Origin of the sequence: Thermomonas sp. (assembly GCF_046293095.1) — a bacterium.
Taxonomy (GTDB): domain Bacteria; phylum Pseudomonadota; class Gammaproteobacteria; order Xanthomonadales; family Xanthomonadaceae; genus Thermomonas.
Window position 1 is genome coordinate 70,760 of sequence record NZ_JBKBPN010000006.1, and the last position, 15,371, is coordinate 86,130.

General features: G+C 66.3%; 10 protein-coding genes. 7 read left to right on the forward strand and 3 right to left on the reverse strand.

Annotated features, from left to right (window positions below):
* Positions 1-144: 144 nt before the first annotated feature.
* From lysS to ACK4SG_RS11175, 3 genes are all read left to right on the forward strand, one after another.
* The gene (gene lysS / locus ACK4SG_RS11165) at positions 145-1,656 is read left to right on the forward strand and encodes a lysine--tRNA ligase (RefSeq protein WP_409601828.1); all 1,512 of its coding nucleotides are present in this window, start codon (positions 145-147) and stop codon (positions 1,654-1,656) included.
* Between the two features lie 121 nt (positions 1,657-1,777).
* Entirely contained in the window at positions 1,778-2,836 is a 1,059-nt protein-coding gene (locus ACK4SG_RS11170; RefSeq protein WP_409601829.1) for an HD domain-containing phosphohydrolase, read from the forward strand.
* A gap of 4 nt (positions 2,837-2,840) precedes the next feature.
* Complete coding sequence (locus ACK4SG_RS11175) at positions 2,841-5,024, forward strand: response regulator (protein WP_409601830.1); 2,184 nt, start codon at positions 2,841-2,843, stop codon at positions 5,022-5,024.
* 111 nt (positions 5,025-5,135) lie between these two features.
* On the opposite strand, the gene ACK4SG_RS11180 is transcribed toward ACK4SG_RS11175, so the two are convergent.
* From ACK4SG_RS11180 to acnA, 3 genes are all read right to left on the reverse strand, one after another.
* Positions 5,136-6,032, reverse strand: coding sequence for a crotonase/enoyl-CoA hydratase family protein (locus ACK4SG_RS11180; RefSeq protein ID WP_409601831.1), 897 nt, complete (start codon positions 6,030-6,032; stop codon positions 5,136-5,138).
* Positions 6,033-6,197: 165 nt separating this feature from the next.
* Positions 6,198-7,874: a long-chain fatty acid--CoA ligase gene (locus ACK4SG_RS11185; protein ID WP_409601832.1), complete on the reverse strand. Its 1,677-nt coding sequence runs from the start codon at positions 7,872-7,874 to the stop codon at positions 6,198-6,200.
* 374 nt (positions 7,875-8,248) lie between these two features.
* Positions 8,249-11,002: an aconitate hydratase AcnA gene (gene acnA, locus ACK4SG_RS11190; RefSeq protein ID WP_409601833.1), complete on the reverse strand. Its 2,754-nt coding sequence runs from the start codon at positions 11,000-11,002 to the stop codon at positions 8,249-8,251.
* A gap of 157 nt (positions 11,003-11,159) precedes the next feature.
* Here acnA and ACK4SG_RS11195 point away from each other — a divergent pair, with 157 nt between their 5' ends.
* From ACK4SG_RS11195 to acnB, 4 genes are all read left to right on the forward strand, one after another.
* Complete coding sequence (locus ACK4SG_RS11195; protein WP_409601834.1) at positions 11,160-11,948, forward strand: GGDEF domain-containing protein; 789 nt, start codon at positions 11,160-11,162, stop codon at positions 11,946-11,948.
* Positions 11,949-12,045: 97 nt separating this feature from the next.
* Complete coding sequence (locus ACK4SG_RS11200; RefSeq protein WP_409601835.1) at positions 12,046-12,249, forward strand: AbrB/MazE/SpoVT family DNA-binding domain-containing protein; 204 nt, start codon at positions 12,046-12,048, stop codon at positions 12,247-12,249.
* The gene (locus tag ACK4SG_RS11205; protein WP_409601836.1) at positions 12,246-12,644 is read left to right on the forward strand and encodes a type II toxin-antitoxin system VapC family toxin; all 399 of its coding nucleotides are present in this window, start codon (positions 12,246-12,248) and stop codon (positions 12,642-12,644) included. Before ACK4SG_RS11200 ends, ACK4SG_RS11205 begins: the two co-directional genes overlap by 4 nt.
* A 39-nt stretch (positions 12,645-12,683) precedes the next feature.
* Complete coding sequence (gene acnB / locus ACK4SG_RS11210; protein WP_409601837.1) at positions 12,684-15,275, forward strand: bifunctional aconitate hydratase 2/2-methylisocitrate dehydratase; 2,592 nt, start codon at positions 12,684-12,686, stop codon at positions 15,273-15,275.
* Positions 15,276-15,371: the final 96 nt, after the last annotated feature.

Below are 15,371 nucleotides of genomic sequence, written 5' to 3' on the forward strand. Positions count from 1 at the left end.
AGATGCAAAAAGAGTGCCGAATCCATGCCGGATTTCCGTCGAGCACCACCGGATGGTGGCCGGAAACGGCTCTGCTATGCTTTCCGACCTTTTTCTTTGCCTCGACGGGTCGGCCACCGCTGGCGGCCGGCTCTTGCCTTTCCCATGACTGACGCCGCCGACACCCCTGCAACCGACGAGAACCGCCTGATCGCCGAGCGCCGCGCCAAATTGGCGGCGCTGCGCGGCCAGGGCGTCGCCTTTCCCAACGATTTCCGCCGCACCGACTATGCCGGTGACCTGCAGGCCGAATACGCCGATGCCGACCACTGGACCGGCGAGGCGCTGGAGGCCAGCGGTCGTCGGGTGGCGATTGCCGGGCGCATACTGGCCAAGCGGGTGATGGGCAAGGCGGCATTCGCCACCGTGCAGGACATGAGTGGCCGCATCCAGCTGTTCCTGCAGGCCAATGCGCTGGGCGAGGCCTATGAGGCGTTCAAGGGCTGGGATATCGGCGACATCGTGGCGGCCGAAGGCGGGCTGATGCGGACCAAGACCGGCGAGCTGTCGGTCAAGGTGGAATCGCTGCGCCTGCTGGTGAAGTCGCTGCGGCCGCTGCCGGACAAGTTCCATGGCCTGAGTGATGTCGAGCAGCGTTACCGCCAGCGCTACGTGGACCTGATCGTGACGCCGGAAGCGCGTGAGGTGTTCATCGCACGTTCGCGCATTATCGCGGCGATCCGCCGCTGGCTGGACGCGCGCCGCTTCCTGGAAGTGGAGACGCCGATGATGCATTACATCGCCGGCGGCGCCACCGCGCGTCCCTTCATCACCCACCACAATGCCCTGGACATCGACCTGTTCCTGCGCGTGGCGCCGGAGCTGTACCTCAAGCGCCTGGTCGTCGGCGGCCTGGAGCGCGTGTACGAGATCAACCGCAACTTCCGCAACGAAGGCGTGTCCACCCGCCACAACCCCGAGTTCACCATGCTGGAGCTGTACGAGGCCTACGCCACGTACACCGAGGTGATGGATCTGACCGAAGGGATGATGCGCGACGTCGCCCACGAGGCGATGGGCACCACCGTGTTCGAGTGGGACGGCAACACCATCGACCTGGGCCCGGCCTTCCGCCGCTGGAAGCTGGAAGAGGCGGTGCGCGAACGGAACCCGGAGATCTCCGCCGCCGACTGCCGCGACCGCGACGCGCTGGCCGCGCACTGCGCGCGGCTGAAGATCCCGGTCAAGCCTGGCTACGGCTGGGGCAAGCTGCTGCTGGAGATCTTCGAGAAGACCGTCGAGAGCGGCCTGATCCAGCCGACCTTCATCACCCATTACCCCGTGGAGGTCAGCCCGCTGGCGCGCGAATCCGACAGCGAGCCCGGCATCACCGACCGCTTCGAGTTGTTCGTCGGCGGCAAGGAGCTGGCCAACGGCTTCTCCGAACTGAACGATCCCGAAGACCAGGCTGCGCGGTTCCGCGCCCAGGTCGAGGCGAAGGAAGGCGGCGACGACGAGGCCATGCACTTCGACGCCGACTACATCCGGGCCCTGGAAGTGGGCCTGGCCCCTACCGGTGGCCTCGGCGTGGGCATCGACCGTTTCGTGATGCTGCTGACCGGTTCCAGTTCGATCCGCGACGTGCTGCTGTTCCCGTACATGCGCCCAGGTGGTTGACTGGATTCCGGGCCCCCCGCTGCGCGCCGTCCCGGGCGGGCACCCTCTTGCCAACCCGGACCAATGCGGTGAGGATGCGGAAACCCCACAGCTTCGCGCCATCGCCGGGAAGGGAGGCAGCATGGATGTCGTGATTGTCGACGACCAACCTTCGGTCCGCACAATGCTGCGGCATATCGTGCAGGACATCGGCCCGCAGGTGTCCGCCCATGATTTCGGAGAACCGCAGGAGGCCTTGACCTGGTGCGAGAACAACCGCCCGGACCTGCTCCTGTTGGACTACCGCATGCCGGGCATGGACGGGTTGGAACTCGCCCGTGCTTTCCGCCAGCCATTGCGTAACCGGGACGTGCCGATCGTGCTGGTGACGGTGGTTGGCGACGAGCCGATCCGTCAGGCTGCGCTGGATGCGGGCGTCATCGATTTCCTGGTCAAGCCGATCCGGCCGCGCGAACTCCGGGCGCGCTGCCGCAATCTGCTGCAGTTGCGCCAGCAGTCGGAGTCTGTGAAACAGCGCGCCCTGTCGCTGGAGCAGCGCTTGCTGGCCAGCATGCACGAAGTGGAGGAGCGCGAGCGTGAGACGCTGCATCGTCTGGCCCGCGCCATCGAGTTCCGCGATGCCGGCACCAGTGCCTACCTCGAACGCATGGCGCATGTCGCCAGCTTGATCGCCGAGGAGCTGGGCCTGCCGGAAAGCCATGTCCGCACCATCGAACTGGCCGCGCCGCTGCACGATATCGGCAAGATCGCCATCCCCGACGCCGTGCTGATGAAACCCGGCCCGCTGGATGCCGATGAACGCAAACGCATGCAGCAGCATCCGCGGATCGGCTACCAGTTGCTGCAGGACAGCCAGAACCGCTTCATCCAGGTGGGCGCGCAGATCGCACTGCGCCACCACGAGCACTGGAACGGCAATGGCTATCCCGATGGCCTGGCCGGCGATGAGATCCCGCTGGAGGCGCGCATCGTGACGGTGGCGGACGTGTTCGACGCGCTGCTGTCGCCACGTCCGTACAAGCAGCCGTGGACGATCGCCCGGGCGCTGGAGTTCATCGGCGCCCATAGCGGCACGATGTTCGACCCTGCATGCGTGCGCGCCCTGATGAACAATATGCCGCGCCTGTACGACATCTGCGACCGCTACTCGCACGTTGCGGTCCGCCAGGACTGGCGCTGAACCCATGAGCCGGTTCTGGGCGCTGCTGCGGTCACGGCTGCACGGGCGTGCGGACAGTGAGCACGAGCAGGTGTTCGTGCGTATCGCCATCACCGCCTTGTTCTGCATCTACCTGGGCTGGGAGGTGGGCAGGGGGGGCGCCAGCGAGGCGTTGATCGGCACCTGGATCCTGCTGGTGGGTGAGTTGGTGTTTTCACTCGCGCTGATCGCGGCCATTGTGGCGGACCCGCGCCCGTCGCACCTTCGGCGCTGGCTTGGCATGCTGGCCGACTACATGGCCTTGGGCTGGGTGATGTACCTGCAGGGCGAATCCGCCGCGCCGCTGTATGCGGTCTATCTGTGGGTCACCATTGGCAACGGTATGCGCTACGGCCCGCGCTACCTGTTCGCGGCCACCGCGCTGGCGGCGGTCTCGTTTGGCGCGATGATGCTCTCCACCGACTACTGGCGGGCGAATCCTTACCTGTCGTGGGGGTTGCTGATCGGTCTAGTCGCGGTGCCGCTGTATTTCGCTTCCCTGCTGAAGGCGCTGACCGCCGCGGCCGAGGAGGCGCGGCGTGCCAATCTGGCCAAGAGCCGCTTCCTGGCCAACATGAGCCACGAATTCCGCACGCCGCTCAACGGCCTGTCGGGGATGGCGGAACTGCTGGCCAGCACCCGCATGGACGCGGAGCAACGCAGCTATCTGGAAACCATCCAGGCATCCACCCGCGCCGTGCTGGCGCTGGTGGAGGACGTGCTGGACATCTCGGTGATCGAGGCCGGCAAGCTGCGCCTGAAGGAAGAAGTTTTCGAGCTCGACGGCCTGCTGGAGCAGATCAACCTGATGCTGCGCCCGGAGGCGCGCTCCAAGCGGCTGGATTACCTGGTGATCGTGGAGCCGGATGTGCCGCTACGCTTGCAGGGCGATGCGGGCCACCTGCGCCAGGTACTGGTGAATCTGCTGGGCAATGCCATCAAGTTCACGGCATCGGGTGAAGTGCGGATGACGGTGGCGAAGTCGGCCGACGCCGCGCCCGGCCGCGTGCGGTTGCGCTTCACGGTCTCCGATACCGGCATTGGTATCCCATCCTCGGCACGGGCACGGTTGTTCGAAGCATTCGAGCAGGCCGATAACAGCCTGTCTCGCCGCCACCAGGGCAGTGGCTTGGGCACCACCATTGCCAAGGGCCTGACCGAAGCGATGGGCGGCACGATCGGATTCGAGAGCAACGAGAACCTGGGTAGCCGGTTCTGGGTGGAACTGCCGTTCGCGCTGGCATCGGCACGCGATGAGCGGGCGGTCGCGTCGCCCGCCGCCCGCACGGCGTCCCAGCCGGCCGGGGACGAGCCCTCGGCCAACGTGATTGCCTTCAGCGACCCCTTCCTGCGCCATCGGGCGCGCGTCCGGCCGGTGCGCGTGCTGGTGGCCGACGATCACGCCGCCAACCGGCTACTCCTGCAGAACCTGTTGCAGAAAGCCGGACACCGGGTGATGACGGTGGACGATGGCGAGGCGGCTCTGGACGCGCTGGCGGGCGGCGATTTCGAGCTGGCGCTGATGGACCTGCACATGCCCACGCTGAGCGGCATCGACCTGCTGCGTCAGCTGCGGGTGATGGAAGCAGGCGGTCGCAGCCGCACGCCTGTGGTCATCATCAGCGCCGACGCCACGCCCGAGGCGGTGAAGGCCTGTACCGACGCGGGCGCCAAGGCCTTCATCACCAAGCCGTTTTCGGTGGCGCGCCTGCTGGATACGATTGCCGGCATCGTGGCGGGCGAGGGCGAAAGCATTGCGGCCGCGCCCGAAACACCGCGCGCGCAATTGCATGCATCCACCGAACAGGTACTGGATCCTTCGGTGCTGGATGAGTTCGCTTCGCTCGGCATGGGCAAGGCTTTCGAGGCCGATTTCATCGGCCAGTGCGTCACCGATGCGCGGGTGGCGCTGGCCAAGATGCAGCACGCGGGCGAAGCCGAGGACTGGGAGGCGTTGCGCGAGCAGGCCCATGCCCTGAAGGGCATCGCCGGCAACCTGGGTCTGGTCCAGGTTGCCCGGCTCAGCAGCCTGATGATGCAGATGACCGGCTTTGAATTGGGGCGGGACTGGCAGCGCCACCTCGCAATCCTGATCCAGCGCCTGCGCCATGGCGAACAGGCGCTGGAGGCGCGCGGCGGATGGCAGGCCGCGCGCGAGGATCTGCCCTAGCATCCTCCGAACAGATCAGAGGTTCCCCAGCCCAGGACGGCAGGTTCGGGGAAGCAACCGCGCAAGCGATGGGTTCCGCCAAAGTCAGCTCCGCGCACTTTTCACTGCACCTCAGGCTTGCGCCGCAGCGGGTGCGCCATGGCGGCGGTACTGCGCGCGGACCAGGCGCTCCATCGTGCGCATGGACTTCTCGCCCAGCTGCAGGGCGGTATCCACCCACACCCCTGTGATCGCCATCATCTCGTCCAAGGTCACCGGCTGCGCCATCGCCCGGACCTTGTGCATGGCGGCGCGTGCGTGGGGGATGCGGCGGTTGGCGCGAATCACTTCCTCCACCGCCAGAACGCCCTGTCCACGCGGTGCCAGCACGTCCACCAGGCCCATCTTGTGCAGTTCTTCGCTGGACAGGACCTCGCCACTCAGCATCAGCTGCTCGGCCTTGTGCGGGGTGATGCGCTTGCACAGGAACGAATAGGCGCCCATGCCGGGGAACAGGTCGAACAGCACCTCCGGCAACCCCATTCCAACGCCTTCCTCGGCCACGATGGTATGGCAGCTCAATGCCGCCTCGAAGCCACCGCCCAGCGCATCGCCCTGGACCAGCGCGATACTGTGTGCGCCTGCGTCCAGACCCGCATGGAAGGCGTGCACGCCGCGCACGCACTGCTGCGCGTAGGCATAGAGCGCGGCGCGGTCCTGGCGACGGATGGCGTCGCAGAAATATTCGAGGTCGCCGCCCAGGTTGAACGCATCGCAGTCGGAGGCCAGCACCACGTGGGTCAGCGTGCCGCCATCCCGGCCCTGGTCGCGGCGCAGGCGATCGCCGAGCAGGGCCTGGTACTGCAGGATGTCGTCCACCAGCGCCGGCTTGAAGCAGGCACGGCCGGGCGAGGTTGCCAGGTCGGCGTGCATGTGGCACCAGTGCACGGTTCCGTCGGCGCTTTCAGCGGTGCGCAGGGTGGCATAGCGGGGGGCGGACGCGAGTTTCTCGAGGGTGGCGGTAGCCATGGGATTCTCCTGACGAGTGGCGCCGGCCCGGGCCACGGCCGGCGGGACACGAAGGAGGAGGAAGAGGGCCCGGTGCGCCCTCTATGCGCCCAAATTTCTGAAAGTGCAAGGAAAAAACCCCGCGGCGGGCGCGGGGTTCGGGATGTGGCGGCAGCAGTGCAACGGTCAGGACTGCGAGGGTGCGCGCAGCTCTTTGCGCAGGATCTTGCCGACGTTGCTCTTGGGCAGTTCATTGCGGAATTCGACATAACGCGGCTGCTTATAGCCGGTCAGGTTCTTGCGGCAGAACGCCTTGACATCCTCGTCGGTGAGCGCGGGATCTTTCTTGACGATGAACACTTTCACGGCTTCGCCGGATTTTTCGTCGGGCACTCCGATCGCGGCCACTTCTAGTACGCCCGGCATCATCGCGATCACGTCCTCGACTTCGTTCGGGTACACGTTGAACCCCGAGACCAGGATCATGTCCTTCTTGCGATCGACGATGTAGAAGTAGCCCTGCTCGTCCATCCTGGCCATGTCGCCAGTGTGCAGCCAGCCTTCGGCATCGATCACTTTGGCGGTTTCGTCCGGGCGCTGCCAATAGCCCTTCATCACCTGCGGGCCCCGCACGCACAACTCGCCAATTTCGCCGGTCGGCAGGATCGCGCCGTCGTCGCCTTTGATGCAGACGTCGGTCGACGGGATGGGCAGGCCGATGGAGCCGTTGTAGTCGCGCAGGTCCAGCGGGTTGATGCAGACCGCCGGCGAGGTCTCGGTGAGGCCGTAGGCTTCCGCCAGCGTCACCCCGGTGACCTGCTTCCACTTCTCGGCCACGGCGCGCTGCACGGCCATGCCGCCGCCCAGGGTCAGGTGCAGGCGGGAGAAATCGACCTGCTCGAAGCCCGGTGTGTGCAGCAGGCCATTGAACAGGGTGTTCACGCCGGTAATGGCGGTGAAGCCCGAGTTCTTCAGCTCCTTCACGAACCCCGGCATGTCGCGCGGGTTGGTGATCAGCAGATTGGCTGCGCCGAACTTCATGAAGACCAGGCAGTTCGCCGTCAGCGCGAAGATGTGGTACAGCGGCAGCGCAGTGACGATCTTTTCCTCGCCCAGCTTGACGTTGGCGCCCACCCAGGCGGCCGCCTGCTGCATGTTGGCCACCATGTTGCGGTGGGTCAGCATGGCGCCCTTGGAGACCCCGGTGGTACCGCCGGTGTATTGCAGGAAAGCCAGATCCTCAGGGGCGTTGCGCACCTCCGGCAGCGTGTGCATGCGGCCAAGGGTCAGGGCGTCACGAAAGCGGACTGCGCCCGGGATGGCGTAGTCGGGCACCATTTTCTTGACGTACTTCAGGACGAAATTGACCAGCGCCCCCTTCGGGAAGCCCAGCATGTCGCCAAGGCCAGTGGTGATGGCGCGCACGCCCGGCATCTGCGCCAGCACCTCCTGCGCCACGTGACCGAAGTTGTCCATCACCAGCAGCACGCTGGCGCCTGAATCGCTCAGCTGGTGCTTGAGTTCACGGGCGGTGTACATCGGGTTGGTGTTGACTACCGTCAACCCGGCGCGCAGCACGCCGAACAGCGCGATGGGGTACTGCAGGCAGTTGGGCATCATGATCGCCACGCGATCGCCCTTGCGGAGTTTGAGTTCGCCCAGCAGGTAGCCGGCGAAGTCGCGGCTCAGGCGATCCAGCTCGGCATAGGTGATGCCTTTCCCCATGTTGAGGAACGCGGTCTTGTCGCGGTACTTCTGGAGGGCGGAATCGAAAACGTCGTTGATCGACGCGAACTCGTCCAGGTCGATGCTGGCGGGCACGCCGGCAGGGTAATGGGCCAGCCAAGGACGTTCGACACTCATGCACAACTCCCCTGCGAATGATTCGCCGCTGGATGCGGCTGCGTATGGACAACCTTTGGATTTGAGCATAGCCGCCACACCCTGACAAGGCGATGCGGCGCGCGGCAAGAGTGCTGCAATGCGGCATTCGGATGGCCCGTGGCGGGCGCCGGTCTGGTGGCTGCGGTAGCCGACGTGCAGCAGACGCGCCCGTCCAGCCCGTGCCGGGCGCCAACACGGCAAAGTCGCGCCAGTTGCACGCAGCTGCAGCCGCGGCTGCCGTTATCGGCAGCAACGGGTGAGCGCGTCGTGGTGTCTGTCGGTCGGAAGGGTGCTTTTGCTGTGCTATCCCAGCGCGGGAGACCGGCCGGAGGCGGCGCAGGCCTGGCCCGCCATCATGCGGCCTGCCGGCTTGCCAACTGTCGCAACACGTACTGCAACAGCCCGCCATGCCGGGCGTACTCCACTTCCTTCGGCGTCAACAGCAGCACATCCACCTCGAAGACGGTATGGGTGCCGTCGGGGCGGGTGGCGGTGACCGTGGCGGTTCGCGACTCGCCATTGGCCAGTCCAGTGATGGTATAGCGCTCGTTGCCGCTGAGGCCCAAAGTCTGCGCATTCTGGCCGTCGCGGAACTGCAGCGGCAGCACGCCCATGCCCACCAGATTGCTGCGGTGGATGCGTTCGAAGCTTTCTGCGATCACGGCTTTCACGCCCAGCAGCAGCGTGCCCTTGGCCGCCCAGTCTCGGCTGGAGCCGGTGCCGTACTCCTTGCCGGCAATGACCACCAGCGGCGTGCCGTCGGCCTTGTAACGCATCGCGGCGTCATAGATGGCCAGTTTCTCCGGAGGCTGCGTGCCGAAATAGAGCGTGTTGCCGCCTTCTTCGCCGCCCAGCATCAGGTTCTTGATGCGGATGTTGGCGAAGGTGCCACGCACCATCACGTCATCGTTGCCGCGCCGGCTGCCGTAACTGTTGAAGTCGGCCGGCTGCACGCCGCGCGCCATCAGGTAGCGCCCTGCCGGGGAGTCTTTCTTGATGCTGCCGGCCGGGCTGATGTGGTCGGTGGTGATGGAATCGCCGAACAGCCCCAGAACGCGCGCGTCGTGGATGTCCTTGATCCGGCCGACCTCCATCGTCATGCCGTCGAAATAGGGTGGGTTCTTGATATAGGTCGAGGCCTCGTCCCAGACGTAAAGCTCGCCGTCGGGCGAGGCGATGCCGTTCCAGCGCTCATCGCCCTGGAACACATTGGCATAGTTGCTGCGGTACAGCGCCGGGCCCAGCGTGGAGGCGATGGTGTCAGCCACCTCTTTGGCAGTGGGCCACAGGTCCTTGAGGTAGACCGGCGCACCGTCGCGGCCATATCCCAGCGGTTCGCGGGTCAGATCCACACTGGTGGTGCCGGCCAGCGCATAGGCCACCACCAGCGGTGGGCTGGCCAGATAATTCATCTTCACTTCGGCGTGGATGCGGCCTTCGAAATTGCGATTGCCTGACAGCACCGAGGCAACGCACAGATCACCCGCGGCAATGCCGGCACTGACCTCCGCCGGCAGCGGCCCCGAATTGCCGATGCAGGTGGTGCAGCCGTAGCCCACCACGTAGAAACCCAGTTGCTCCAGTGCCTCCAGCAGGCCGGCGCGCTGCAGGTAGTCGGTCACCACGCGCGAGCCGGGCGCCAGCGAGGTCTTCACCCACGGCTTGCGGGTCAGCCCGCGCGCGGCGGCGTTGCGGGCCAGCAGGCCGGCGGCCACCATCACTGCGGGGTTGGAGGTGTTTGTGCAGGAGGTGATGGCGGCGATGACCACCGCGCCGTCCTGCAACTTCACCTGCTGGCCATCGATCGCCACATGGGCTTCCCCCTTCTGCAGGGACTCGTTGCCCACGGCGGCGCTGCCGCCTTCCGCGATGAAATCGGACACCTCGGCACTGCGCTGGTTGCGCCGGGCGGTGAGCTGTTCGATAGCCGCGCGGCTGTTGGCCGGCACGTCAGCCAGCAGGACGCGATCCTGTGGACGTCTGGGGCCGGCCAGCGAGGGCTGCACCGTACGCATGTCAAGCGTCAGGGTGCTGCTGTAACGCGCATGCGGGCTATCCGGCGTGTGCCACAGCCCCTGCGCCTTGGCGTACGCTTCCACCAGCGCGATCTGGTCTTCGCTGCGACCGGACAGCCGCAGATAGGCCAGCGATTCGGCATCGATGGGGAAGATCGCGCAGGTGGCGCCGTATTCAGGCGCCATGTTGCCGATGGTGGCGCGGTCCGCCAGCGGCAAATGCTGCAGGCCATCGCCGAAGAATTCGACGAACTTGCCGACCACACCATGCGCACGCAGCATCTGGGTAACGGTCAGCACCAGGTCGGTGGCGGTGGTCCCTTCCGGCAACTGGCCGGTCAAGTGGAAGCCCACCACCTGCGGGATGAGCATGGAGGAAGGCTGCCCCAGCATCGCCGCTTCGGCCTCGATGCCACCCACGCCCCAGCCCAGCACGCCGATGCCGTTGATCATGGTGGTGTGGCTATCGGTGCCGAACACGGTGTCCGGGAAAGCCCAGGTCTCACCATCGACCTCACGCGTCATCACCACCCTGGCCAGGTACTCCAGGTTCACCTGGTGGACGATGCCGGTGTTCGGCGGCACCACCTTGAAATCGGCGAACGCCTTCTGGCCCCAGCGCAGGAAGCCGTAGCGTTCGGCGTTGCGCTCGAATTCGATGCGACCGTTGATGTCCAGCGCGTCGGGTCGAGCGAAGGCGTCCACCTGTATCGAATGGTCGATCACCAGCTCGGACGGGATCTGTGGATTGATCTGCTCCGGCCGCCCGCCCAGCTTGACCACGGCGTCGCGCATGGCGGCCAGGTCCACCACGCAGGGTACGCCGGTGAAGTCCTGCAGGATGACGCGCGCCGGCATGAAGGCGATTTCGGTGTCCGGCACCGCGTCGGCCCGCCATGTCGCCAGCGCCTCGATATGCGCGGGTGACACGGTGACGCCGTCCTCGTGGCGCAGCAGGTTCTCCAGCAGGATCTTCAGCGACCAGGGCAGGGTGGCCAGGTCGAAGCGCTGGCCCAGCCGGCGCAGGCTGTGGAATGCGTGATCCCTGCCGTTAACATGGAGGGTGTCACGGGTATCGAAACTGTTTCGCATGGTATGGCTCCGGACAAGGGGGCGCAGATGCACAGCGCACGCTGGATGGCATGACGCCCATCATGCGCGTTTCATGTTAAGCGGGATTGAAAGGGGCAGGGCCGCGATGGATGCAATGATGCCAGCACGATTCCGCCGGGTGTGGCCCTGTCTGTTCTTGGCTCTGGCCCCGGCGCTGCCAGCGGCGGGCCTGCCCGCCCAGACCGCCGGCAGCGGTGCGCATGACGTCTGGGCTTGGGCCGGTCCGCTGCTGGGGTTGCTGATCGGTGCCGCCCTGGGGCTGGCCTGGGGGGTGCGCCACCGGCGTGCACGCAATGCGCTGGCAAGACAGTTGCAGGCAACCTCCACCGACGCAAGCCTGCAGGATGAGCGCCTGCAGGCGGCTCGCAGCGAGCGCGACCGGATGGCCGAACGGCTGCAGCAGCAGGCGGTGGAATTCGGTCGGCAGGCCCACGAGGATGGCTTGACCGGGTTGCCGAACAGCAGGGCTTTCGAAGAGGGCTTTGCGCACCATTTCGCGCGATCCAAGCGCCATGGTCAGGCGCTTTGCTTGCTACTGTTGGATGTGGACCACTTCCAGCAGATCAATGACAACTGGTCGCACGCGGTGGGCGATGCGGTGCTGAAGGAGGCCGCACGTTTGCTGCGTGGGGTCTGCCGCACTTCCGACCTGCCGGCGCGGCTGGACGGTGACGGATTCGCTGTGCTGCTCACTGATACCGACCTGGAGGGCGGCAAGCGCTTCAGCCAGCGCCTGCATGTGGCATTCGCCGGTTACCGCGGCTGGCGGCAAGCCGACGAGGCGGGCCCCAACTACGTGACATTCAGCGCAGGGCTGGTGCAGTTGGGGGACGAGGATCAGGCGCCGGCCCAGCTGCGCCAGCGTGCCGAGCGCGCCCTGTATCTGGCCAGGCATGCCGGTGGCAACCACACAAGCCTGGGGTGAATGCCCAAGGTGATGAGCGCGCCGGCAGCTCGGCTTCGGCAAGGTATGCATAAAAAAGTATGTATACTTTCAGCCTACCCATTCGCCCGGAATGTCCATGGAAGCCACCGTTGCGGAGCGCGGCCAGATCACCCTGCCGAAGGCGGTCCGCGACGCGCTGGGCCTGACCAAGGGCAGCGTGCTCAAGGTGGAGCTGGACGGCGGGCGCATCGTGCTGAGCAAGCACGTGGATGACGCCATTTCGCGGGTGCGCGGCAAGTTCGCGCTGGATGCGCCACCGGGCAAGGGCAGGACCGCATGATCGCCGTCGATGCCCCGGTGCTGGTCGAGCTGCTGGCCGACGGCCCGCATGCCGATGCCGTCGAGGCCACTCTTCGCCAGGCGCTGGGCGCCGGCCGGGTCGTGGTGGGCGATGCCGCGCTGGCCCGATTGTCCGCCACGTTGCGCAACGGCGCCGACGCGCTGGCCGCGCTGGAGGAAATGGGCATCCACTTCAGTCCGGTCGAAGCCAAGTCCGCGCTGCGCGCGGGCGAGATGCAGCGCCGCCAGCGCCAGCGCACCGGTACGCCGCGCGAGATTTCTGAATTCCTGGTCGGTGCGCACGCCCTGCTGCAGTGTGACGCGCTGATCACGTTCGATGCCGAGTTCTACCGCGATTACTTCAAGGGCCTGAAGCTGATCGTTCCCCGGGATTGAGGCCCTTCACCCCACGTAGCACACGCCAAGGAAACCCCCATGCTGGACGCCTACCGCAAACACCAAGCCGAGCGCGCCGCCCTCGGCATTCCGCCGCTGCCGCTGACCGCACAGCAGACCGCCGATGTCATCGAGCTGCTGAAGGCGCCCCCCGCTGGCGAAGCGGAGTTTCTGCTGGATCTGCTGGTGCACCGCGTGCCGGCCGGCGTGGACGATGCTGCCAAGGTCAAGGCCAGCTACCTGGCGGCGCTGGCCTTCGGCAGCGAGAAAAACCCGCTGATTCCGCGTGCCCGCGCCACCGAGCTCTTGGGCACCATGCTGGGCGGCTACAACGTGGCGCCGCTGGTGCAGCTGCTGGATGACGCCGAGGTGGGCGCCGTGGCCGCCGACGCGCTGAAGCACACCCTGCTGGTGTTCGATGCGTTCCATGATGTCGAGGAAAAGGCCAAGGCCGGCAATGCCAACGCCAAGGCCGTGCTGGAAAGCTGGGCCAACGCCGAATGGTTCACCAGCAAGCCGGAAGTGCCGGCATCGCTGACCATCACCGTGTTCAAGGTGCCGGGTGAGACCAATACCGACGACCTGTCGCCGGCGCCGGACGCCACCACCCGTCCGGACATCCCGCTGCACGCGCTTGCGATGCTCAAGAACAAGCGACCCGACGCGCCCTTCGTGCCGGAGGAAGATGGCAAGCGCGGCCCGATCGGCGAGATCCTCAAATTGAAGGAAAAGGGCCACCTGGTTGCCTACGTGGGCGACGTGGTCGGCACCGGTTCCAGCCGCAAGTCGGCCACCAACAGCGTGCTGTGGTGGACCGGCGACGACATCCCCTACATCCCCAACAAGCGCGCCGGCGGTGTGTGCTTGGGTGGCAAGATCGCGCCGATCTTTTACAACACGATGGAAGACGCGGGCGCGCTGCCGATCGAGCTGGACGTGTCGAAGATGGAGCACGGCGATGTCATCGAGCTGCGCCCGTACGAGGGCAAGGCGCTGAAGAACGGTGAGGTGATCGCCGAGTTCGAGCTGAAGTCCGAGGTGCTGTTCGACGAGGTGCGCGCCGGTGGCCGCATCCCGCTGATCATCGGCCGCGGCCTGACCGGCAAGGCGCGCGAAGCGCTGGGCCTGCCGGCCACCGACCTGTTCCGCCTGCCGGTGACCCCGCCGGACACTGGCAAGGGCTTCACCCTGGCCCAGAAGCTGGTCGGCCGCGCCTGCGGGCTGCCGGAAGGGAAGGGCATGCGCCCGGGCACCTACTGCGAACCGAAGATGACCTCGGTGGGCAGCCAGGACACCACCGGCCCGATGACCCGCGACGAGCTGAAGGACCTGGCCTGCCTGGGCTTCAGCGCCGACCTGGTGATGCAGTCGTTCTGCCACACCGCCGCCTACCCGAAGCCGGTGGACGTGAAAACCCACCACACCCTGCCGGAGTTCATCTCCACCCGTGGCGGCGTCTCGCTGCGCCCGGGCGACGGCATCATCCACAGCTGGCTCAACCGCATGCTGCTGCCGGATACTGTGGGCACCGGCGGCGATTCGCACACCCGCTTCCCGATCGGCATCTCGTTCCCGGCCGGCTCGGGCCTGGTCGCGTTCGCCGCGGCGACCGGCGTGATGCCGCTGGACATGCCGGAATCGGTGCTGGTGCGCTTCAAGGGCAAGCTGCAGCCGGGCGTCACCCTGCGTGATCTGGTCCACGCGATCCCGCTGTACGCCATCAAGCAGGGCCTGTTGACCGTGGCCAAGCAGGGCAAGAAAAACATCTTCTCGGGCCGCATCCTGGAAATCGAGGGCTTGCCCGATCTCAAGGTGGAGCAGGCCTTCGAGCTGGCCGACGCTTCCGCCGAGCGTTCTGCGGCGGCCTGCACCGTGCGCCTGGACAAGGCCCCGATCATCGAATACCTCAACAGCAACATCACGCTGCTGAAGTGGATGATCGCCGAGGGCTACCAGGACGCCCGCACCCTGCAGCGCCGCATCGCCAAGATGGAAGCATGGCTGGCCAACCCGCAGCTGCTGGAGCCGGATGCCGACGCCGAATATGCGGCAGTGATCGAGATCGACCTTGCCGAGATCGTCGAGCCGATCGTGTGCTGCCCGAACGACCCGGACGATGCCAAGACCCTGTCCGACGTGGCCGGTGCCAAGATCGACGAGGTGTTCATCGGCTCGTGCATGACCAACATCGGCCATTTCCGCGCCGCGGCAAAGCTGCTGGAAGGCAAGCGCGACATCCCGACCCGCCTGTGGATCGCACCGCCCACCAAGATGGACGCCGCTGAGCTGACCAATGAGGGCCACTACGGCACCTTCGGCACCGCCGGCGCGCGCATGGAAATGCCGGGCTGCTCGCTGTGCATGGGCAATCAGGCGCAGATCCGCGAGGGCAGCACCGCGATGTCCACTTCGACCCGCAATTTCCCGAACCGTCTGGGCCGCAACACCAACGTGTATCTGGGGTCGGCGGAGCTGGCGGCGATCTGCGCGCGGCTGGGCCGCATCCCGACCCGAGAGGAATACATGGCGGACATCGGTGTGATCAACGACAAGAGCGCCGAGATCTACCGTTACATGAACTTCGACCAGATCGAGGAGTACCGGCAGGTGGCGGATTCCGTCGCGGCCTGAGCCCTGTCCTATCGCCGCCCGTCACCCGAGTGGCGTACGCGAATGGCGACCGAGCGCCCGGCAACTCCGGGCGCTTCTTTTTGGACATCATCGAAC

Coding starts and splice junctions, on each gene's coding strand:
- lysS (WP_409601828.1), top strand. CDS start 145: ATGACTGACGCCGCCGACACCCCTGCAACCGACGAGAACCGCCTGATC.
- ACK4SG_RS11170 (WP_409601829.1), top strand. CDS start 1,778: ATGGATGTCGTGATTGTCGACGACCAACCTTCGGTCCGCACAATGCTG.
- ACK4SG_RS11175 (WP_409601830.1), top strand. CDS start 2,841: ATGAGCCGGTTCTGGGCGCTGCTGCGGTCACGGCTGCACGGGCGTGCG.
- ACK4SG_RS11180 (WP_409601831.1), bottom strand. CDS start 6,032: ATGGCTACCGCCACCCTCGAGAAACTCGCGTCCGCCCCCCGCTATGCC.
- ACK4SG_RS11185 (WP_409601832.1), bottom strand. CDS start 7,874: ATGAGTGTCGAACGTCCTTGGCTGGCCCATTACCCTGCCGGCGTGCCC.
- acnA (WP_409601833.1), bottom strand. CDS start 11,002: ATGCGAAACAGTTTCGATACCCGTGACACCCTCCATGTTAACGGCAGG.
- ACK4SG_RS11200 (WP_409601835.1), top strand. CDS start 12,046: ATGGAAGCCACCGTTGCGGAGCGCGGCCAGATCACCCTGCCGAAGGCG.
- ACK4SG_RS11205 (WP_409601836.1), top strand. CDS start 12,246: ATGATCGCCGTCGATGCCCCGGTGCTGGTCGAGCTGCTGGCCGACGGC.
- acnB (WP_409601837.1), top strand. CDS start 12,684: ATGCTGGACGCCTACCGCAAACACCAAGCCGAGCGCGCCGCCCTCGGC.